General features: G+C 34.6%; 15 protein-coding genes. 7 read left to right on the top strand and 8 right to left on the bottom strand.

The features are described from left to right. Positions 1 to 11: 11 nt before the first annotated feature. The 7 genes from ICJ83_RS06900 (at position 12) to ICJ83_RS06870 (ending at position 9100) form a co-directional block, all read left to right on the top strand. Positions 12 to 1031 carry a UDP-glucose--hexose-1-phosphate uridylyltransferase gene (locus ICJ83_RS06900; protein WP_188229642.1) on the top strand — a complete coding sequence of 340 codons (1020 nt, stop codon included), beginning with the start codon at positions 12 to 14 and terminating at the stop codon, positions 1029 to 1031. Between the two features lie 119 nt (positions 1032 to 1150). Next, complete coding sequence (locus ICJ83_RS06895) at positions 1151 to 2725, top strand: hypothetical protein (protein WP_188229641.1); 1575 nt, start codon at positions 1151 to 1153, stop codon at positions 2723 to 2725. Positions 2726 to 2966: 241 nt separating this feature from the next. Beyond that, on the top strand, positions 2967 to 3647 hold the full coding sequence (locus ICJ83_RS06890; protein WP_188229640.1) for a TetR/AcrR family transcriptional regulator: 681 nt from the start codon (positions 2967 to 2969) through the stop codon (positions 3645 to 3647). Then, a complete protein-coding gene (locus ICJ83_RS06885) occupies positions 3637 to 5301 on the top strand; it encodes a peptidase domain-containing ABC transporter (protein WP_188229639.1) in 1665 nt (554 codons plus the stop codon). Before ICJ83_RS06890 ends, ICJ83_RS06885 begins: the two co-directional genes overlap by 11 nt. A gap of 5 nt (positions 5302 to 5306) precedes the next feature. After that, complete coding sequence (locus ICJ83_RS06880; RefSeq protein WP_188229638.1) at positions 5307 to 6665, top strand: HlyD family secretion protein; 1359 nt, start codon at positions 5307 to 5309, stop codon at positions 6663 to 6665. A gap of 20 nt (positions 6666 to 6685) precedes the next feature. Continuing rightward, the gene (locus ICJ83_RS06875; protein WP_188229637.1) at positions 6686 to 8116 is read left to right on the top strand and encodes a TolC family protein; all 1431 of its coding nucleotides are present in this window, start codon (positions 6686 to 6688) and stop codon (positions 8114 to 8116) included. A gap of 90 nt (positions 8117 to 8206) precedes the next feature. Continuing rightward, complete coding sequence (locus ICJ83_RS06870; RefSeq protein WP_188229636.1) at positions 8207 to 9100, top strand: mechanosensitive ion channel family protein; 894 nt, start codon at positions 8207 to 8209, stop codon at positions 9098 to 9100. Between the two features lie 54 nt (positions 9101 to 9154). Here the strand turns inward: ICJ83_RS06870 and bglX are convergent, their stop codons facing one another. From bglX to ICJ83_RS06830, 8 genes are all read right to left on the bottom strand, one after another. Then, positions 9155 to 11446, bottom strand: a complete 2292-nt coding sequence (gene bglX / locus ICJ83_RS06865) for a beta-glucosidase BglX (RefSeq protein ID WP_188229635.1) — start codon at positions 11444 to 11446, stop codon at positions 9155 to 9157. A 1-nt stretch (position 11447) separates the two neighbouring features. Continuing rightward, on the bottom strand, positions 11448 to 12512 hold the full coding sequence (locus ICJ83_RS06860) for a glycoside hydrolase family 16 protein (protein ID WP_223154624.1): 1065 nt from the start codon (positions 12510 to 12512) through the stop codon (positions 11448 to 11450). Positions 12513 to 12632: 120 nt separating this feature from the next. After that, positions 12633 to 13589 (bottom strand): PKD domain-containing protein, encoded by a 957-nt coding sequence (locus ICJ83_RS06855; protein WP_188229633.1) that lies wholly within the window; start codon positions 13587 to 13589, stop codon positions 12633 to 12635. 19 nt (positions 13590 to 13608) lie between these two features. After that, positions 13609 to 15750, bottom strand: coding sequence for a hypothetical protein (locus tag ICJ83_RS06850; RefSeq protein ID WP_188229632.1), 2142 nt, complete (start codon positions 15748 to 15750; stop codon positions 13609 to 13611). A gap of 11 nt (positions 15751 to 15761) precedes the next feature. Continuing rightward, positions 15762 to 17228 (bottom strand): RagB/SusD family nutrient uptake outer membrane protein, encoded by a 1467-nt coding sequence (locus ICJ83_RS06845; protein WP_188229631.1) that lies wholly within the window; start codon positions 17226 to 17228, stop codon positions 15762 to 15764. Positions 17229 to 17235: 7 nt separating this feature from the next. Then, complete coding sequence (locus ICJ83_RS06840) at positions 17236 to 20244, bottom strand: SusC/RagA family TonB-linked outer membrane protein (protein WP_188229630.1); 3009 nt, start codon at positions 20242 to 20244, stop codon at positions 17236 to 17238. A 794-nt stretch (positions 20245 to 21038) separates the two neighbouring features. Continuing rightward, positions 21039 to 21800, bottom strand: coding sequence for a T9SS type A sorting domain-containing protein (locus ICJ83_RS06835; RefSeq protein ID WP_188229629.1), 762 nt, complete (start codon positions 21798 to 21800; stop codon positions 21039 to 21041). Between the two features lie 136 nt (positions 21801 to 21936). Further along, complete coding sequence (locus ICJ83_RS06830) at positions 21937 to 22863, bottom strand: glycoside hydrolase family 17 protein (protein WP_188229628.1); 927 nt, start codon at positions 22861 to 22863, stop codon at positions 21937 to 21939. Between the last annotated feature and the right edge of the window lie 5 nt (positions 22864 to 22868).

Here is a 22868-nt window from a genome sequence, read left to right as displayed (position 1 = left end):
TTAACAAAACAATGAATACCGATTTACAAGATTACTCGCATAAACGCTTCAATATATTAACTGGAGAATGGGTTTTAGTTTCTCCACATCGTGCAAAACGCCCTTGGCAAGGACAAAATGAAGCCGTATCGAATGAGGTTAGACCAACCTACGACGAAAGTTGTTACTTATGCGCTGGAAACACCAGAATTAACGGTGAAGTTAACCCGAAATACGACAACGTATACGTATTTACCAACGATTTTGCAGCGCTGCAAACTGATTCTAAATCGTTTGAAGTTAATGATGGTTTACTTAAAGCACAAAGTGAGCAAGGTATTTGTAAAGTCATTTGCTTTAGTCCAGACCATTCAAAAAGTTTAGCCGATATGACTCCTGTTGAAATTGAACAAGTTGTTCTGGAATGGCAAAAACAATATGAAGAACTTGGAAATAACGACCTTATAAATTACGTTCAAATATTTGAAAATAAAGGCGCTGTTATGGGTTGTAGTAATCCGCACCCACACGGACAAATATGGAGTCAATCAACTTTACCCAACGAAGTTGAAAAAAAAGACACGCAGCAACGACAGTTTTACAGTGAAAACCAAAACAGTTTATTAGGTACCTATTTAACACAGGAACTTGAAAAAAAGGAACGAATCATTTTTGAAAATGACGACTTTGTTGTGCTTATACCGTTTTGGGCAGTTTGGCCTTTCGAAACTATGATTGTTCCTAAAAAGCATCAACCTTGTATTTCGGACATGAAGGATGCCGAAACTCTTCATTTTGCAGAAGCCATTTCGGTCATTACTAAGGCTTACGATAAATTATTTAATACCTCATTTCCATACTCAAGCGGCATCCATCAAGCACCAACTAATGGCGAAAATAACTCACACTGGCATTGGCACATGAGTTTCTACCCGCCACTATTACGTAGCGCTACTGTTAAAAAATTTATGGTTGGTTATGAAATGTTTGGATCCCCACAACGGGATATAACTGCCGAAAGTGCAGTAAAAATGCTTCGCAATTTATTGTAAACAAAAAAAAAATCAAATTTAAAACCTGATGAAATTTCGTCAGGTTTTTATTTTTCCAACAATACACTAAATCATAATTTCAAAAGTTATATTTTTAGACAAGAAATTAAACGCTTTTAATGAAACGTCATTTATACTTTTTATTCACCTTTTGTTTAATCATCTTCTGGAGCTCTTGCAGAAAAGATTTTGAATTCTCACCAAGCACGGGGCAACTAGAATTTTCAAAGGACACCGTATATTTAGATACCGTTTTTTCTAATATTGGTTCCAGTACCTATAGTTTAAAAGTATACAACCGCAGTAACACCGATATCAATATACCTTCTGTAAAATTAAAACAAGGAAACAACTCCAATTACAGACTAAATATTGATGGTATGGCAGGAAAGGTGTTTAGTAATGTACAAATTCAGGCAAAAGACAGTATTTATATTTTTATAGAGTCTACCATCAATATAAATGATTTTACTAACAATGGAGCGTTCTTATACACCGATCAAATTGAGTTTGATGCAGGAAGTAATTTACAAAATGTTGAACTAGTAACCTTAGTTCAAGATGCTGTTTTTATTTATCCAAACAAAGATTTTGATACCAAAGTTATAGAAACCCTCAGCCTTAATATTGGTGGTGAAATATATGAAACCGATATCGAAGGCCGAGAATTACAGTCTAATGAATTACATTTCACTAACGAAAAACCCTATGTAATTTATGGTTATGCCGCAGTTCCAAATGGCTACACCCTTACCATCGATTCTGGTGCCCGAATTCATTTTCATGAAAATTCGGGGTTACTGGTATCTGAAAATGCTTCGCTCCAAGTAAATGGCACATTCAGCACTGACCAGGAATTATTGGAAAATGAAGTTATTTTTGAAGGCGACCGGTTGGAGCCAAATTTTTCAGAAACACCTGGACAATGGGGAAGTATTTGGCTTTTTGAAGGCAGTAGAAATAACATTATTGAGTATGCTACCATAAAGAATGCATCAATAGGAATACTTTGCGACGGTGGCGCTGAAGCTCCAGAAAGCGTTTTAAAAATAAATAATTCGCAAATTTATAACACAGTAGGATTTGGAATATTAGGAAGAAACACCTCCATTGCTGCCGAAAATGTAGTTCTTAATAAAGCCGGGCAATCAGCATTTGCTGGTACTTTTGGAGGACGTTATAATTTTACCCATTGCACTATTGCTAATTATTGGGAAGGCCCGAGACAATTTCCAGCTGTTCTGCTAAACAACTTTTTTATCGATAATGAAAACAACACATTGGCTACCGATTTATCGGAAGCTAATTTCAACAATTGTATTATTTATGGAAATGACAATCAGGAAATTCTATTAGATGAAATAGAAGATGATGCGATAAATTTCAATTTTAAATTTACAAATTGCCTGATTCGTTTTCAAGACAACTCTAATTTCTTTAATGGTAACAATTATAACTTTGAAGATTTATCGCATTACGAAAACATAATTATTAATCAAATGCCCGACTTTTTTGATGCCAGTAACAATGCATTAATTATTGGAGATAATTCTTCTGTTATAAATAAAGGTAACGCAAACTTTGCCATACAAGTACCAAATGATATTTTAAACCAAAACCGAACGAGTGCCCCCGATTTAGGTGCTTATCAACACATTACATTTCCAGAAGATGATAACGAAACCCTTAATTAACATCTGCATTATATAAATGTGTTTATGAACCAAACCCAACAACGCCCCTAGCCTATATATAACAAGTCTTCTGTAAATATTATATATTTCCAGAAACTTTAATTAAGTAGTAAATTGCGTATCTAATAATATTTATAATTCTAACTAAAAAATTGTAAATAATTTTCACAAATTTTTAATATAAAATAACACAATTTTAAAAGTATTACTATTAAATTTGTAAGATACACATTTACAAAAAATGAATAATTTATTACAAAGCTTTAAAATAGAAGTTCCTAAAGGTATTTTTATAAAAGATCCTGAAACCTCTGAATTAGGTAAACGGATTATAAAGCATAGTATTTTATTAATAAACGAACTGGGTTTTGAGCATTTTACCTTTAAAAAACTTGGAGGCGCTATTCAATCTAATGAAAGTTCTATTTACAGGTATTTTGAAAGTAAGCATCATTTACTCATGTATTTAACTTCATGGTATTGGGTTTGGATTGAATATCAATTAGTATTAGAAACATTTGCCTTAAAGCATTCTGAAGAAAAACTAAAAAAAGGAATAGAAGTTTTAACCAGAACAACCCAAGAAGACAGTAATTTTGAGCATATAAATGAAGTTATTCTTAACCGAATTGTTATTAACGAAAATGCAAAAGCATATTTAACCTGCGATGTAGATAATGAAAATGAAGAAGGTTTTTTTATGCCGTTTAAACGTACTGTAAAACGTTTTGCTGATATCATTTTAGAATTTAATTCTAATTATAAATACCCTTTAAGTTTAGCCAATACTATTATTGAAGGTGCTTTACAGCAGCATTTTTTTAAAGATCATTTTAAGACTATTACCAACTGCAGTAAAACCACAACGGTTACCGAATTTTACACGAACTTAATTTTTAACACGCTAAAGCATGAAGAATAAAGACGTATTATCACCCTGGAAACGCTTTTTAGGATTAATACAATTGGAAAAGAAGGATATTTTTAGAGTGGCCTACTTCGCAATATTCGAAGGTATTCTAGCCTTAACCCTACCTTTAGGTATACAAGCTATTATAACATTACTACAAGGGGGACAAGTTTCGACCTCATGGATTGTTTTAGTGATATTAGTAACGTCTGGCGTGGCCTTTACCGGAATATTAAAATTAATACAAATACGAATTATTGAAAGCATACAACAACGTATTTTTACTCGAGCTTCTTTCGATTTAGCGTATCGTTTCCCAAAAATAAAAATGAGTGAATTGCGTAACTATTATTTGCCAGAATTAGCCAATCGATTTTTTGATACTTTAAGTATTCAAAAAGGATTATCTAAAATTCTTATTGATGTTCCTTCGGCATTTTTACAAATCATTTTTGCATTAATACTTTTATCTTTTTACCATCCATTTTTTATCATGTTTGGTATTCTATTACTTGGTCTGATTTTTATTGTCTTTAAATACACGGCTAAGAGAGGTTTAGAAACCAGTTTGAAAGAGTCGAAACATAAATATAAAATGGCGCACTGGCTAGAGGAAGTAGCAAGAACTGTAATTAGTTTTAAGTTGTCTGGCAAAACTAGTTTAGCCATTAATAAAACTGACGATTTGGTTTTAGAGTATGTGAATAGCCGAGAAAACCACTTTAAAATACTTATGCTGCAATTTAAGCAAATGATTGGTTTTAAAGTAATTGTAACTGCTGGGCTATTGCTTGTTGGAGGATATCTTGTTTTAAATCAGCAAATGAATATTGGTCAGTTTGTTGCTGCCGAGATTATTATATTATTAATTATTGCTTCAGTAGAAAAACTTATTTTAAGTTTAGAATCAATTTACGACGTACTTACCGCCATTGAAAAACTTGGCCAGGTTATTGACAAACCCATTGAAAAACAATATGGAGAAGAAATCACGTTAAACAAATCCTTTGCCATCGAATTTAAAGATGTTGGCTATAGTGTGTCTAATAGAAGAAAGCCTATTCTAAAAGATATTTCATTTAAAATAGAACCAACAGACCGTCTATTAATTCAGGGAGAAAGTGGTTCAGGAAAATCAAGTTTACTACAACTTATTTCTGGTGTGGTTGCCCCTACCGATGGCTTTATTTATATTGATAACCTTTCCATTGAAAGTTTGCACATTAATAAATATCGTTCTCATTTGGGTATGGTGCTATCCGAAGAGTCTCCTTTTGAAGGCACGATTCGTGAGAACGTTACTTTTGGAAATCGCGACATTTCTGATGAAGAAATTTTTAATGTATTTGAAAAAATTGGGTTAAGCACGTTTATAAAGCGACAATCCAAAGGATTAAATACTTTATTAAAACCTGAAGGTAAGCAAATTCCTTATTTTATATCGGCAAAATTATTGCTAGCGAGAGCTATTTTAAAACAACCTAAAGTCCTAATTTTAGAAGAGCCTTTAAAGCAATTTAATATTGAAGAATCAGAAAAAATATTTGAATACTTATGTGATGCATCAAACCCTTGGAGTGTTATTGTTGTTAGTAATTTAAATGTGTGGAAACGCATGTGCAACAAGCATATTATTCTTGAAGAAGGTCGCATTATTAATTCTTAATTACTATGCTAAATATATCAAACAATAAGGTTTCAGAGTTTTTCGATTTAAGTCAATATAAATCGGGGCAAGCCACGGCACATACCAATCAGCACCGCTTATTTAGACGTGTTTTACTTATAAGCAGTTTATTGGTAGTTATTATTCTGTTTTTACCTTGGACCCAGAATGTAACTAGTAAAGGCTTAGTAACAACATTAAAACCAAATCAGCGACCACAAACATTGCAGTCTTCTATTCCTGGAAAAATTGATGCATGGTATGTTCAAGAAGGCGATTTGGTTAAAAAAGGTGATACGATTCTTAAAATTTCTGAAATAAAAAGTGACTATTTCGACGACCGTCTTACAGAACGGACTGGTGATCAAATTAAAGCAAAATCCGCATCGGTAGATGCCTACCGATCAAAAGTAACAGCTTTAGGAAATCAATATAAATCATTGCAACAGGAACAGGAATTAAAATTAGAGCAAGCGAAAAACAAATACATGCAGTCAAAATTAAAAGTAGAGTCTGACAGCATTGATTTAGAAGCTGCTAAAATAAAAGCAAGCATTGCAAAAACGCAGTATGAGCGTACCTTATCACTACAAGAGCAAGGCCTTAAAGCGGTTAAAGATGTAGAAGATTATCGTAATAAACTTCAGGAAGCCAATGCGAAACTTATTTCCCAAGAAAACAAATTACTCGCCTCTAAAAATGAAGTGATTAATGCCCAATTAAATATTTCGACCATAAAAGCAACATACGGTGATAAATTATCAAAAGCCCAAAGTGATTTGTTTTCGGCAGAATCTAGCGCTTTAGATACCGAAGCACAAGTGTCTAAACTTGAAAACAATTTAGCAAACTATGAAAAACGTAATAGTTTACTGTTTATAACAGCACCGCAGGATGGTTATATCAATAAAGCCATAAAATCGGGAATAGGTGAAACTTTTAAAGAAGGTGAGCCTCTAGTGAGTCTGATGCCAGCTAATTACGATTTAGCTGTTGAAATGTGGGTAAGACCTATAGATTTACCCCTCTTGCATAAAGGAGAACATGTACAAGTAGAATTTGAAGGTTGGCCTGCCATTGTTTTTAGTGGGTGGCCCAATGTCTCCTATGGTACATATGGTGCTCAAATTGTAGCTATTGAAAATTTCTCAACAAAAAATGGATTATACCGTGTTCTCATTAACCGTGACCCAGATTATGGACCATGGCCAGATGCACTGCGTGTTGGTTCGGGCGCAAAAACGATTGCCTTGCTAGAAGATGTTCCTATATGGTTTGAAATTTGGAGACAAATTAACAGTTTCCCCCCAAATTTTTATGTTCCGGAAAACGAAGAAGACGGTAAAAAAAGCGAAAAAAAATAACCTGATTTTACAACTAAATAATGATTTTAAAAAACAAATCGATTTACAAACTAAAATCATCCTTAGTCATTTGCCTTGTTTTGGTCGTTAACCTTACCAGTCAGGCGCAAATTGTCTCAGATAGCATATTTACGCTCGAAGAATATCTTGGGTACGTAAAGCAATACCACCCTATTGTAAAACAGGCACAATTAATTGCTACCGAAGGTGAAATTAAGTTATTAAAAGCTCGTGGTGCCTTCGATCCAAAAATCGAAGTAGATTACAATAGAAAAAAGTTCTCCGGTACCGAATATTACGATAAGCTTAATGCTGCATTTAAAATACCTACATGGTATGGTATTGAGTTGAAGGCTAACTACGAGAATAATGACGGATACTATCTTAATCCAGAATCTAATGTGCCAGATGACGGACTTTATAGTGCTGGGGTTTCAATGTCTTTAGCAAAAGGATTTCTTGCTAATGAACGTATGGCAACACTTAAGCAATCCAAATTATACAAGGATATAAGCCTAAATAAACAGAGCCTGGTTGTCAACGAAGTTCTTTACAATGCTGTCGAAGCCTATTTTAATTGGTTAAAAAATTATCAGGAATATAAAGTCTATAACGATTACCAAAACAACGCTAAAGAACGATTAAATAATGTTGTAGCCAGTTTTGAAGCTGGTGATAAGCCAGCTGTAGACACTTTAGAAGCGAGTATAAATTACAACAATAGAGCTCTGGATGTCGAAAAGTCAAGAATTAAATATATTAAATCGCAACTGGAACTTTCCAACTATTTATGGCTTCAGGATGACACACCAGTAGAGCTTGATTACAGTTTAATACCTGATGAAAACTCTCTATTTATAGCGGACAGAGTTTTAAATAGCAGCCTTTTAGAAGTCACGGACGACCTATTAAACGAGCACCCTAAAATACAATCATTAACCTTAAAAAGAGAGCAGTTAGTTTTTGAAAAACGTTTAAATTCTAACAACCTTTTACCCAAAATAGATTTACAATATAATTTTTTAACGAGCGATTACGAGCGTATTAACACCTTAAATACTAGAAACTACAAAGCTGGTTTAAACGTAAGTATGCCATTGTTTTTACGAAAAGAACGAGCAGACTTAAAGCTTACGAAACTTAAACTTCAGGATATAGATTTTAATCTGTCATCAACAAAAGTAACCTTATTAAACAAAATAAATGCGGTTCAACAAGAGATTGATTCTTACGAGAAACAACGCTCTATCGTTGAAAAATTAGTTACAGATTATAAACATCTGGTTACCGCGGAAGAAATGAAATTTGAATTAGGTGAAGGCTCATTATTCTTGATAAACTACAGAGAGGTTAAACTTATAGAGACGGAATTAAAAAATATTGAAGTTGAAAACAAAGTCTTAATAACCAAAGCAAAATTTGCTGAAATTTTAAATACTTTGGAAAACTAAGACGACATAATTCATGACATAAAAATGAATTAAAGCCAGATTTTTCTTTATATTTAGTTGCATATAGCTTTTAATAAAAGTATTTCCTACATGCAATACACATTAAACTATTTAAAGAAAATTTTAGAAGATTGGCAACAATCCGTCATAGATTATATACCAAAACTATTTTTAGCGTGCTTGGTTTTTATCGGGTTTGTGTTACTCGCTCGAATTGTAAAAAAGTTTACTTTAAAATTTTACACCAAAACGATTAAAACCCATGTTGACATTGCTAAAATCATTACGTCTGTCATATTCTTTTCGTTAGTATTATCGGGGGTTTTCTTAAGTCTGCAAATATTAGGTTTAGAAAAAATGCTCACTAAACTATTGGCCGGAGCAGGAATTGTAGGGATAGTAGCTGGTTTTGCGTTTAAAGACATTGCTTCAAACTATTTTTCTGGACTGATTTTAAAGGCACAGCGGCCTTTTAGTGAAAATGACTGGGTTGAAATTAACGGCACATACGGTATTGTAATAAAAAAAGGATGGATTACTACTTCTATAAAAACAGTACCCGGACAGGAAGTATTCGTTCCCAACCAACTTATCTACAACGGTAACTTCACGAATTATTCTACATGGCAAAAACGACGAATTATTCTAAAAACTGGTGTTTCCTATGGTGATGATTTAGAACATGTAAAAACTGTTGCTTTAGATGAAATAAAAAAAATACAGCAACTATTACCTGACGAAGGAATCGATTTTTATTTTACCGATATTGGCGCATCAACTTATAATTTCATGTTACGATACTGGGTTGAATTTCGTAGTAATGATGATTTCTGTAAAGGCATGAACGACGCTATAGTTGGAATTAAAAAGCGTTTTGAGCAAGAAAACATATCTATTGCATACCCTGTTACAACACTAGATTTTGGGGTAAATGGAGGTATGAATATTTTTGATAAAGAAATAAAAGTAAAAAAATCAAATTAAAAAAAGCCTTTCAGTAAAGGTACTAAAAGGCTCTAATTAACAACTAAACTACAGTTAAAGTTCAAAACCATGTTCCCAACTAGTTTCCGAACTTCCACCTACAAAAACTTTAAATTCACCTGTTTCAAAAACGAATTCCCCATTATTATTAAAAAAACCTAATTCAGATTTAGTTAATTTAAAACGAACTGTTTTTTTCTCTTGTGGTTTTAACTCTATTAACTCAAAACCTTTTAATTCTTTGACGGGTCGGGTAACACTAGAAACCATATCCCTAATGTATAATTGCACAACTTCTTTTCCTTTTACCTGCCCCGAATTAGTTACATCGACCGAAACCATAACCTCATCTGCAGATTTCTTGTCTACCGTTAGATTTGCATAAGAAAACGTCGTATAACTCAACCCATGACCAAATGGATACAAAGGTTTGTTACTTTCATCAATATAGTGAGACCAAAAAACCTCATCGGGAGCAGGTATAATTGGTCGTCCTGTATTTTTATAATTATAATATAAAGGTACTTGCCCAACATGTCTTGGAAATGTCATTGGCAGTTTTCCACTCGGGTTATAATCACCATATAACACCTGAGCTATTGCATGGCCACTTTGGGTTCCCAACTGCCATGCTTCAACAATGGCTGGTATATGCTCATCTGCCCAGGTTATTGCTAGAGGTCGCCCATTATTAAGAACTAAAACAATATTAGGGTTAACCTCGTAAACTGCTTCTAATAAATCTTGTTGCACACCTGGTAAATCCAATTTTGTTCTACTTCTTGCTTCACCGCTTTGAAAACCATGTTCTCCAAGAACCATAACCACAACATCGGCTTGTTTTGCTACATTTATAGCTTCAGCAAAGTCACTTTTGTCTGAAACATTAATTTTTAACTCGTTGGCAAATGTAGTTTCTCCATATGTTACATCGGCTCCTTTAGCATAGGTTAATTTATTTCCATGATAGTTTTGCATACCTTCCAAAACTGAAACTGCTGTACTATCCTTGGCTGCTAAACGCCAGCTTCCTAAGGGGCTTGTTTTATCGGAAGCTAATGCACCAATTAAAGCAATGCGTTGTCCCTCTTTTTTTATGGGAAGTAATTGCTTTTCATTCTTCAATAAAACAATTGATTTTTTTGCAACCTCCAAAACTGCTTCATTTATTTCCTTACTACCTATCACCTTCTTCGCTGTTTCTTTATTGCAGTACTTATAAGGATCGTCGAACAAACCCAATTCATATTTCACTGTGAGAATACGCCTTACGGCATCGTTTATAAGAGCTTCATCAACTTCTCCGTCTCTTACTAGATTTGCTAATTCATCCACATAAGCGTAGGATTCCATATCCATATCAGAACCAGCTTTAATAGCTAACTTAGCCGCGTGATTTTTGTTTTTAGCATAACCGTGTTCCATCATTTCTTTGATTGAACCCCAATCAGAAACCACGAAACCATCATATTTCCATTTTCCTTTTAGAATATCACGCTGTAAAAAAGCATTCCCCGTTGCTGGTACTCCATTAAGCTCATTAAACGAATTCATAAATGTTTTCACACCGGCATCGGCAGCAGCTTTAAACGGTGGGAAAATGATATTGTTTAAAGTGGAAGTTCCAACATCTACCGTATTATAATCTCTTCCGGCTTCAGCAAAACCATAACCCGCCCAATGCTTAGCACAGGCGGCAATGGTTTCAGGAGAAGCCAAATCATATCCTTGAAAACCTTGTACTCTAGCTATTGCTATTTTACTTCCTAGATAAGGATCTTCGCCAGCACCCTCCATAACACGTCCCCATCGAGCATCTCTTGAAATATCTACCATCGGAGCAAACGTCCAGTTAATACCTGCTGCTGCTGCTTCTTTAGCTGCCATTTTTGCCGATAATTCAATAGCGTCTAAATCCCAACTTGCAGCTTCAGCTAAAGGTATAGGACTCAACGTTTCATAACCATGAATAACATCAAAACCAATAATTAAAGGTATTCCTAATCGGGTTTCTTCTACTGCTATTTTTTGCACTGCCTTTATCTCGTCTACACCTCTTACATTCAACATGGAACCAACGTATCCCTTCTTTAAATGCTCATATTTTTTAGATGCATCTCCGCTTTCAGGTGTTGGTCCTGTTACATCCCAAAACCCATTGTATTGATTCATCTGACCAATTTTCTCTTCTAAAGTCATTTTAGATAATAAACTGGTCACCTTTTTCTCTATCACACCATTCGAAGTCGTCAAATTATTCTCCGTTTTTATTACTGTATTATCTTTACAAGAACTTATAAAGACAAAAAGAATCACGAGTATAATATATTGCTTTATTCTTGTCATTTTATTGATATACTTTAATGTAATCTATTTCCATTACAGCTTCTGAAAAATTCTCGTCTATGGTAAACCAATTTCCGCCAAGAGCCACATTTAATGTTAAAAACTGTGGTGCATTGTATGGCCAAGTATTACTATCCTTATTGGCTGGTTGGTAGTTGTATTTTACGTCACCATCAATTAGAAACTTAAGGTCGTCTTTGGTCCATTCCAAAGAATAAATATGGAAGGCTGTCGCATAATCGTTTATATTAGTTTCGCCAACTTTGGTTCCTTGGCATCCTCCTGAGCATGCCGGGGTATGGGTTGCACTGGAAACAATAGTAGGATTATGCCCCCAATGTTCCATGATATCAATTTCACCACATTTAGGCCAACCCACTTCATCTATATTTGCTCCTAACATCCATATTGCCGGCCATGTTCCTTGACCACTAGGTAGTTTAGCTCGAACATCTACGCGTCCATAAGTAAACTCGTATTTATCTTTAGTAAGTAATCTCGCCGAGGTATAAGATGCTCCTTGATAGTTTTCCTTTTTTGCAATGATTTTTAAGACGCCGTCTTCAACAATAACATTATCCGAACGGTTTGTATAATACTGTTTTTCACCATTACCCCAACCACATAAATTAGGACAACCATTACCCGTGTCAAAACCCCATTTACTGCTATCTGGTGCACCATCGATATTAAAATCGTCCGACCATTTTAGCTGCAACTCATTATCCGATACATAAACTAAAACTTTCTTAAATGTACTGGCCTCGTTACCTGTACTAGAATATGCAAAAACTGAAATTAAATACTCACTGGTACCATTATCAGTAAAAACATACTTAAAAACGCCACTAGTATTTTTAATTTCAGTCTCTGAATCTACTTTTAACCCATATGTTTTTGCATTTTCAGCAGTTACTGTAAACGTGACTAAACCAGATCCATCACCATTAATGTATTCAGAATTTTCACCTTGTTTATCGACTTCCAATGTAAGCTTACTCGGTACAATTTTTTCTGGTTCTGATGATGCGTCTATACCATCATTACCCACTGAACAAGATATCAACAGCAAAAAGCTTATATTGAGTATGTAATGTTTACTAGTAATAATCATTATTCTTCTCTTAAAATTTTAACTAGCTTAGAAGAAGTTATCATTGCAACTTCTTCTAAGCTAGCAAGTATTCTAGGGTTCAACGGGCTTTTCGGTTTGGAATAAACAATACCAGGCATACCCTGGTTCGGTTACACGCACTTCCAGTGTTGTATCTGTAATTTCAATGATCTCGAAACTGCTACTTCCCACATACCAGCTCATAAATCCTCCATCAGAAAAATTTATAGTTGTTCCACGATATGGTTCATTATCCGGATCATTCTGATCGATTGTAGCTATAGACGTTGAAGGCACTAATTGTACGTTCTTAACGCCTAACAATGATGGGACTACGTCGGCACCATGACAAGTATCACCTGTCACACCTAAATTCCCTGAATAGGTCCCTGGTATATAAGCATCTCCTACTGTTTGCTCGAATGTTAAATTACCATTAGCTGTTTGCGTAAACACCATTTCGGCGTCATACATACAAAGTTTATCAGGATGCCATGCTGACGACTGGAACCAAGCTGGAAATCTATGATCTCCAGAACTTGAAATTTCATCTGGACCTAAACCTATATTTACAGGTTTATCAGCCGCCCAATACCAGGTTTTACTTGAACCTGGACCTCCACTTAAAAAGTTTTTTGCTTCTTCATCTTCAAAAGAACTAAAAACCTCTATAACCATTGATTTAGTGCTTTGCGTACCTCCCGTTCCGGATGCAATTACTGTAACCGTATAGGCGTTCACACCAACTTCAGTAAATCGATGCATAACTTCTCCTGTAGACACTACGTTATCTGTATTGTCTCCAAAATTATAAATATAGGTTATCGCGTTATCAGCTGTAGCGCTAAATTTCACAAATCCTGTACCATCTCCATTTGGATTATCGGCATCTACACCAACAATTTCAAAATTCATTTGAATATTAGTTGGAGTTACAATATCTCCAATCTCCAAATCTTCATCCTGACAGCTCATAATAAGAAGTAAAACTGTACAAAATGGAATTACTATATATTTTAATGTTTTCATCTTTCTGTATTTTTAAATCTTAATTATGAAAATAAATATTGTCAACATAAACCGTTGCACTTCCTCCTGAAGTATCCCAAATAAGCTGCGTTATATTTGAAAAATCAAGATTATACTTCGACAGTGGAATGGTAACACTAACCCAAGTTCCAGTTATCACTTTTGGTAAGAATACAATATCTTCCATAACAGGATCTAATGCTGTATTCACCATTTTAAAACCTAAGGTTGAAGCGTCGGGTGTATAATAATCGAAATGCAAATATTTAACTCCTGTTAAATCGGTTGGATTCCCATAATCTGTTACAATACCTGAATAATTTAAAGCTTCGTACAACCAAATATTGTCACCACTTACTGAAAAATCAGTCAAGGTTGTGGTTTGCCCCCAATTCGGGTTTACTTCATTTAAGGTTACTCCCGTATAAGCATCACTATAAATTGAAATAACATCGGACTGTGCAATGGTTGGCATCGGCGCCGCAACTTCTGGTTGTGTCGAATTATCTGCATAGAAATATAAATTGTCGATATAAACTTTAGCACTACCTCCTGCCGTATCAAATAACAATTGTGTAACACCTGAGGCATCGAGATTAAATTCAGACATCGGAATCGTCACACTTACCCAAGTCCCTCGAACTATTTCGTCGACAAATACAATGTCTTCTTGAACCGGATCCAAAGCTGTATTTACTATTTTTAATCCTAAAGCTTCTGCATCTGGTGTGAAGTAGTCGAAGTGTACATAATCCATACTCGAAAGATTTGTTGGATTACCATAATCGGTTACAATCCCGGTATAGTTTAAGGCTTCGTACAGCCAGATATTATTACCGTTAATGTTTACTTCTGTTAAAGTAGTAGTTTGGCCCCAATTTGGATTCAATTCACTTATTCCAACATTTGTGTATGCATCACTGTAAATAGATACTACATTCGAAGCATTTTGTGTTGGCGTCGGTGCATTATACTCCGGCGTTTCAGCTACCGTTGATGGTTTATAGAAATAAATATTATCAATAAACACGGTTCCTGCAGCCCAAGGATCGCCTACAAATTTCATTTGGAAAATTTCTGTTACAGTAAGTCCTTGATCTGTATATTCGCTAATAGGAATATCAAGGCTTGTCCATTCTCCTCCTGTTAAATCTCTCCAGACTGGTTTCTCAGTGACATCTCCAGAAGCATTATTAATAAGTGATGTTTCAATTTTTAAGCCTTCAGTAGCCGTCCAAACATCGAGGTGTAAATATTTCATGCCTGAAACATCTACAGTAGTACCATCGGCAAGTGCAATACCCTGATAACTTAAATTAATATACTGAAGCATTTCATCACCATTCAAGTCGAAAGTTGCCCAGCCACTACCCTGACCAGCTTGTCCCCAATCTGGAAAATAATTGGTTCCAGCAACATCATTATATTTTGCACTATAAATTGAAATGACATCTTGCTCATCTCTATTTGGTGGTGCCGGTGCAGATTCTATTGGTTGTAAAATCTCAGTGACTTCAAAATCAAAACTACACTCGGTAGTTTGAGATGATGCACTCATAACTATAACTCTGATGTTATAAGTACCTGGCTCCTGGTAAACATAAGACACAGCATCGCCATTATTACCTACAACTGGCTCTTCTCCTTCTGTTTCTCCAAAATAAACCTGATAGCTCAATCCATATTTTGCGCTTACCTGAATATCTACTTGTTTAGAGATAGCTTCATTATTTGATATTTTAATATCAGAACCATCTATAATATCACAATTAAGCTCTGGAGCTTTAAATACTACTTCAAGATTCTCTGTTGCAGTAGTTTTTAACCCTGTTAATCCTAAGGCTTCAATAGTTACTGTATAAAATTCACCTTCTGGCTTTTCTTCATATTTATGCACGACACTCTCGCCTTGCATAACTTTAGCTTTTTCGGTGGTACCATCTCCAAAATCGATATTATAAGAGGAAGCCCCAATACCGTTAGGTGTAATAGTGATCAATCCTAAATCACCTGTATTTTCATCTAATGCTGGAAGAAAGGTAGCTGAAACCTCTGAAGGTGCAGCAACATCATCCAAATACTCAAAGTTATCGTCGTCGCTACAGTTCAAAACAAACAAAAGCGTTAGACATAAACCAAATATATATTTTACTGTTTTCATAATTATCTTTTTTAGTATCCTGGGTTTTGATTCCATCTGCCTCCCGACAACTCTATTTCTTCAACTGGTATTGGAAACAATTCATGTTTACCAGCGACAAAACCATCTATTTCTTGAGCTGCTCGTCCGGTTCTAACTAAATCGAAAAAACGATGACCTTCACCAACCAATTCTACGCGACGTTCTTTGTAAATCGCATTGGTTAAATTGGTTCCCTGTAAATTAAGTGGTAACGGATCTAAAGTTGCTCTTTCTCGTATTCTGTTTACATACCCCACTGCGCGTGAATCGCTTATTTCTCCTCGATTCAAGGCTTCAGCAGCCATCAGTAATACATCGGCAAATCTTATAGAACGATAATTGTTTGGGTTGGTTAAAGCGGCATCAGGTTGATTTAAATCGCCTTTTCGGGCAATATATTTTAAGTTAAAATACCCCGTATGCTCGTAACCTTTATCGTATGTAGCACCTGTTTCCTGAGCCCAGGCTTCAATATCCAATATAGAGTATCCTAAACGAATATCTCCTTCTTCAAAAGCATCTACAACTTCTTGAGTTGGGACATTAAAGCTATATCCAAAATCGTATAACGGACCATTGTAAGATCTAACTCCATTAAAACCAACAGCATAATTCCCTTCAAGACACTGAAAACAATCATAGCTTCCTCCATCAACATCGGAATATTGTATTTCAAATACAGATTCTATATTATTCTCATATTCATTTTCGAACATTAGCGGGGCTTCATCAGAATTTAACAATCGGTGAGGTCCATTTAAGATTAAATCCTCTAAAACCGTAGCTGCTTCAGAAAATTTATTTTGATATAAATACGCTTTGCCCAATAAAGCCTGAGCGGCACCTTTAGTTACACGACCTGTTTGACTTTGTGTATAAGGCAAATTATCTGCTGCAAATTTTAAATCTTCCTCAATTAAAGAATAAACATCGGCTTTTGGTGCTCTGTCAATATTGAATTGCTCACCAAACTGAATACGTTTATCAATGGCTAATGGTACATCGCCAAACCATTTCACTAATTCGAAATAATAATAAGCCCTTAAAAATCTGGTTTGCGCTAAAACACTCGTTTTGCTTGGAAAATCAAGTTTATCCTGAAATTCCATAATGTAATTGGTACGATTTACACCTGTATACATCCACGTCCAAATTTCACGTAAATTAGCATTTATAGGTGTATGAATCATATCATCTATTTCTTGAAAACCAATTACGTCGGTAGCACTTTCTCCTCCACAAAGCGTGTTATCGGAAGCAATTTCTCCAAGTTGTACATTTCTTGCTGTAGCTTGTAAATAATCGTAAGCTGCCACCAAGGCATCTTGGTAATCTTTTTCAGTATTGAAAAAATCTTCTGAATTCGTATCTTGTGAGGCCACATCTACAAAATCGTCGCTGCACGACAGTGTTACTAAAGCCATCAAAAAGATTATATTAAATTTTATATGTTTCATGATGCGATTAAAATTTTAAGTTAACACCTAGTAAATATGTTCTTGCACTTGGATAAAAGCCTTGGTCGATTCCTCCTCCAATAGGTGCACCACTTGATGCCGTTGGATCGTAACCTGAATATTTAGTTAGCGTAAATAAATTATTTGCTGATACATACAAGCGAAGTTTCTCAATTTTGGAACCTGAAAATAGCTTATCTGTAAAAGTGTATCCTAGCTGAACATTTTGTAGTCGTATAAAAGAACCGTCTTCCACATAGAAATCTGAAAACACGATATTTGATGTTGCTCCTGTTGTAACTCTAGGGGTTGCATTGGTTGAACCTTCTCCTGTCCATCTGTCCAAATAATAAACCGTCTTGTTGGTCAAAGCCTGATTACGTTCAAAATTGCGGACTATTTCATTTCCTAATGAAGCAAAAGTATAGGCTGAAAAATCGAAGTTTTTAAAATCTAGAGATAGATTTAATCCCATCGTTGCGTCTGGAATAGGGTCTCCGATATAGGTTTTATCCTCATCGTTTATAAACCCATCATTATTGATATCTACAAACCTTAAATCACCAGGCTGCACTCTATTATCTACTGTTGGATAATCTGCAACTTCTTGAGCGTTCTGGAAAATACCATCGGTTTTGTAACCTCTAAAATATCCTATTGGATACCCTGCCTCCATTCTTGACGGTGTTGGTTGTCCAATTCCAAACGATCCTCCAGTTAAAAAATCGCCATCGGTATTTACCGCAATAACATCATTGTTTAGGGTTGTTAAATTATAATTTATGTTCAATTTAAAATCATCGTTAAAGGTGTTTGAATACCCTATGGCAAACTCGAAACCGGAGTTTTCAATAATACCTCCATTAATTACTGGAGCTCCCCCGGTCCCTAAAAGACCCGAAACCTGCGGTATTACTAATAAATCTTCGGTGCGCTTTTTAAAATAATCGGCGGTGATATTAATTTTATTATCAGCAATTCTCATATCAACACCAATATCCAGTGTTTTTTGTTTTTCCCATTTTATACCTGGGTTAGAAATGGCACCACTAGCTACACCAAACACTTCCTGATCGTTAAAAATATAAGTACCTTCTCCATTTAATAATGAAACAAAGCGATAATCTGGAATTCTATCATTACCCAAAATACCGTATGACGCCCTAAATTTTAATAAATCGAAAAACTTACTTTCGGAAAGAAAAGCCTCGTCTGAAGCCACCCAGCCTATAGATCCTGAAGGGAAAAAACCGAATTTATTTTCAGGCCCAAACTTGGTTGAACCATCGCGACGTAAAACAGCTGAAAATAAATACTTTCCCTTATAATCATATTGCAGTCGTGTAAAATATGACAATAAGCGAGAATCGAACGTTTGGTTTCTTCCAACGGCTTCAAACCTATCCTCAATATCTACAGCTGCCTCTAATGACGGATTGGCAATCGTTACGTCATAGCCAGTTTTACCAGAAAACTCACCTGTTGTTTTAAATACCGATGTACCTAATAATACATTAATATTGTGTGTATCGTTTATTCTATTTTGATATTTAAAAAAGGCATCAAAAGTGTAATCTCTGTAATAGTCAAGTGTGGTCACAATAGAACTTCTATCCACATTACTATTTTTTCCACTACCGAAAAAGGCCACTGGATTAAAAATATTTGAGCTAACCTCTGAATAATTCCATTGGATATTAGTCTGAGCGGTAAAATGATCTAAAAAATTATAAGATAAACCAGCATTACCACTTAGCTTTAACACTTTACCTCTGTCGTAAGTATCATCAATTTGAGCGAGTGGATTAATCACCTCGCCACCCAAACCTTCTGCCAAGGTGTAATTACCTTCTTCATCATAAACAGAAAAAGTCGGTGCCATATTCAGCGCGTTAAATAATACCGATGAGTTTGAATTTTCTGGAAGATTACTTTTATTCGTTCTAATTAGCATTAAGCCAGACGTAAACTTAAAATTCTTTAAAAAATCCACGTTATAGCTAAGGTTATTTGTAAAACGAGTAAAATTCGAATCGGATCCACCAACAATACCATCTTGTGTTAAGAATGAACCGCTATAAGAATAATAAGAATTTTCGGTACCACCTTTAAAAAGTATATTATGGTTTGTAATAAATGCATTAGTGAACACTTTATCCTGCCAATCGGTACCAGATCCTAAATTTGAAACGTCGGAAAAAGGAATAGCACTGCCTCCAGCGGCATGAGCTTCATTAACTATAAGTGCATATTCTGTTGCATTTAAAACCGGAATTTCGCGTGTAGTTTGCTGAAAACCCCCGTAAGCATTGTACTCAACCTGTAAAGGCATTTCTTTACGTCCTGTTTTGGTTTTGATAAGTATAACACCATTTGCTGCCCTAACACCATAAATACCTGCAGTAGCATCCTTTAGGATATTTATACTTTCAATATCGTTAGGGTTCAAAACGCTTAAATCTTCAATAACATTTCCATCAACCAATATTAAAGGTCTGCTATCGCCATTGGTGGACACACCACGAATATTGATTGTTGCTCCTGCTCCTGGTGAACCCGATTGCGTTGTAATATTTACACCAGCCACCTGACCTTGTAAAGCTTGCTCGATACGTGTAGGTTTTAAAGCTTCAATGGTCTCGGCTCCTAATACACTAACAGCTCCTGTTATTTCCTTTTTAGTTTGTGTACCATAACCGATTACAACAACCTCATCTAATTTAGCAAGATCTTCCTGCAATTGAATATTTAAAAAGGTGTCGTTAGTCACAACAACATCTTGGGTAACATAACCGATGTAACTAAAGGTTATTGTTGTACCTATTTCGATATCTGACAAAACAAAATTTCCATCAAAATCGGAAACCGTTCCTTTTGCCGTATTCTTTTGTAAGATATTCACTCCGGGAATAGGCATACCGGATCCATCTTTCACATTCCCCTTTACTTCTATGCTTTGAGCACTCAAATATGAAGTAAAGACTAATGCCAAAATCATTAAGAGATAATGTCTCATGTTTATTTAGTTTTAGTTTTTGTTAAAATTAATTTTACAATTTGATGTAATCTAATTTTTAACCCCTACAAAAAATATACACTTAAAAAAAAGGACATTAAAATTTATAACTTATTGATATTAAAAGGCTTTTAAGAGATTTTACCTCTTATTAACAAGATACAAAAAAACCAACTTAGATACAAATGTTGTGGTGTTGTATAGGTAAAAACACTAAATGTATTGCTGCTTTCTTTTATATAAACTGAAGAGCAGCTTTATTCACACAAATAAAAAAACTATTTTTATTATTAGTCTTCTATTTTGAAAACTAAAACAGCAAAAGTCAATAAATTAAAGTTTACTAATTTACGTTTCAATTAAAATTGAAAATATTGTTTTATAAATATTGAAAAGGTTAAACAATCTTAAATAGAAACTACAAAACGTTTCTCAACATAAGTCTATATCGTTTCATTTTGATCCTTATGTTAAAAATTATTAGTACTTGTACTAAGTTCAAGTTTAACAAATTAACATAGAAAGCAGGTATTAATATTGAGTAATATTGTTTAATTGTGTTTGAGTATAGACAATTAGGAATGATACATTTTTGACATTGTAATATACTTAACAATTGACTAAAGAAGTAGATACAGCGTTTAAAATGGTAGTTTAAACACATCTGTATTTCATGTTCGAAAAGAATTCTTTAATTCAACTTAATTAAAAACTATTTAAATCACAAAAAAAAAGCGCATCCATTTAAACGGATACGCTTTCGTAAAAATAATAGTAAAGTATAAAATTAATTCTTATCTCTTGACCAACTTCAACGTTTGGCTTCCCGTGTTATTTGAAATTCGTGCAAAATAGATACCAGATAATAAATTAGAACCATCAATTCTAGCTTCTCTTTTATTAGGAGTCATAAATAGTACTTCTTTTCCAAGTATATCAAAAACTTGAATAGTGTTAATATTTAAATCCTTTGATGATACCATCCAAAGATCGTTCGTTGGGTTAGGGTAAGCATTAAATGATGTCAACACATTATCTTCTACACTAGCCGTTGCCGCATTATAGAAATAGATATTATCTATGTATACAGGGCTAAACACTGGTCCCGCTGCCACAATTTGAATTTGTTTAATATTATCTTTTGTAAATCCTCCATTTGTAAAATCAGCTAAAGCAACCTCTCCAGAATACCATGTTCCATTACCTAAGTTACTTTTACTAGTACCCGAAGTTTTTGTTGCTGGAGCTTCATAAACATCAAAGTTGTAATAAATACTATCGTCTACCCCATTACTGGCGTTAAACTGCTGAATGAAAATTTGTAAAACCGAACCTAAATCTGTTGTTCCATCAATATAAAAATCGATATGAAAATGGCTATACGAACTTAAGTCTAATGCTGGATTTGTAAAATATTGGTACTGAAAACCAGATCCGGCTGTAGAATATTCGAACATTAAGGTGTTATTGCCTTGTAGTAGACCACAAACTTTGTTTTTTTGTAATAAAGTTCCTATACAAAAAACATACAAGCCATAATAAAACAAACTAATCATTAAAACTCTCAGTAGATATGTAGCTTTACCGCTATTTTTGAACTCTTCATTTTTGAAAATTAATCCCTAATCAGTTAATTAATGTTCCTGTTGTTGTGGTAATATTGTGGTAATTAAGTTTAGGTTGTACTATAACCTAAACCAGTAATTTACTGTTTTTAAAAAAATTAACCTCGTTGTAAAACTTAGGCTTTTCATTTTTATCCCATAGTCCCCAAAATGCACCAACGTCCCCCTCATCACCTATCTTCCATGATTCGTCGAAAGATGAAAAATAGAATATGTCGATATTGTCTTCTTTAGACCATAATTGGGTATTAATAAAATATTTCATGGCATTTTCAAACGAAGGTTGTGCACCATTAAGACCAGAACCAAAGCTTGGCCAGCCAGTTTCACTAATGATTACTTTTTTGCCATTAGCAGCCTTTAACGCACGATAATACATATCTTTCATGTATACTAATGCATATTCTATACTACAACCTTCCCAATACGGGTAGCAATTGGCCAAAACGACATCGCAAGCCTCTGTTATTTTTGGACGCTGAGTAAATTCGTAATAGGCATCAACGTAACCTACTGGAATATTATTTATATTACTTTTTACATCGTAAATGTACTCGAGTAATTCGGCTTCGGTTAAATCGCCTCGATACATCACTTCGTTTCCTACGGCTGCTATATCGACATAGCCTTCCTTAGCCAATTTCTTCAATCCTTTTATTTCATCAGCATTTGTTTCTGGATCGTCTCCTAACCAAGCACCTACAAGGGTTTTCATTCCTAATTCTTTAGCTATAATTGGAATAAGTTCGTTCCCCTCGGTACAAGAAAACGAACGCACCCATTTGGTGTAGGGTTTAATAATTTCTAAACGACGTCTTACTTGGGCTTCTGTTAATTGATCGCCTGGTTTCTGACCTTCCTCATACGGACTAAAACATAGGCCGTGCATTCCACCTTTAAGCACACGTTTTAAATAATTTTGTAAACCTTTGGTTGTTTTTTTATCAAGTTCTCCTCCCGATAAAGACATTATTTTATCTGCTCTATACGACATAATTT

Origin of the sequence: Aestuariibaculum sediminum (assembly GCF_014596945.1) — a bacterium.
Classification (GTDB): Bacteria; Bacteroidota; Bacteroidia; order Flavobacteriales; family Flavobacteriaceae; genus Aestuariibaculum; species Aestuariibaculum sediminum.
Note: the sequence above shows the minus strand (reverse complement) of the source record. Positions and strands in the feature narration are given on the sequence as shown.

Bases quoted from the DNA above. Each gene is read 5' to 3' on its own strand.
- ICJ83_RS06900 (WP_188229642.1), top strand. From the start codon at position 12: ATGAATACCGATTTACAAGATTACTCGCATAAACGCTTCAATATATTA.
- ICJ83_RS06895 (WP_188229641.1), top strand. From the start codon at position 1,151: ATGAAACGTCATTTATACTTTTTATTCACCTTTTGTTTAATCATCTTC.
- ICJ83_RS06890 (WP_188229640.1), top strand. From the start codon at position 2,967: ATGAATAATTTATTACAAAGCTTTAAAATAGAAGTTCCTAAAGGTATT.
- ICJ83_RS06885 (WP_188229639.1), top strand. From the start codon at position 3,637: ATGAAGAATAAAGACGTATTATCACCCTGGAAACGCTTTTTAGGATTA.
- ICJ83_RS06880 (WP_188229638.1), top strand. From the start codon at position 5,307: ATGCTAAATATATCAAACAATAAGGTTTCAGAGTTTTTCGATTTAAGT.
- ICJ83_RS06875 (WP_188229637.1), top strand. From the start codon at position 6,686: ATGATTTTAAAAAACAAATCGATTTACAAACTAAAATCATCCTTAGTC.
- ICJ83_RS06870 (WP_188229636.1), top strand. From the start codon at position 8,207: ATGCAATACACATTAAACTATTTAAAGAAAATTTTAGAAGATTGGCAA.
- bglX (WP_188229635.1), bottom strand. From the start codon at position 11,446: ATGACAAGAATAAAGCAATATATTATACTCGTGATTCTTTTTGTCTTT.
- ICJ83_RS06855 (WP_188229633.1), bottom strand. From the start codon at position 13,589: ATGAAAACATTAAAATATATAGTAATTCCATTTTGTACAGTTTTACTT.
- ICJ83_RS06850 (WP_188229632.1), bottom strand. From the start codon at position 15,750: ATGAAAACAGTAAAATATATATTTGGTTTATGTCTAACGCTTTTGTTT.
- ICJ83_RS06845 (WP_188229631.1), bottom strand. From the start codon at position 17,228: ATGAAACATATAAAATTTAATATAATCTTTTTGATGGCTTTAGTAACA.
- ICJ83_RS06840 (WP_188229630.1), bottom strand. From the start codon at position 20,244: ATGAGACATTATCTCTTAATGATTTTGGCATTAGTCTTTACTTCATAT.
- ICJ83_RS06835 (WP_188229629.1), bottom strand. From the start codon at position 21,800: ATGATTAGTTTGTTTTATTATGGCTTGTATGTTTTTTGTATAGGAACT.
- ICJ83_RS06830 (WP_188229628.1), bottom strand. From the start codon at position 22,863: ATGTCGTATAGAGCAGATAAAATAATGTCTTTATCGGGAGGAGAACTT.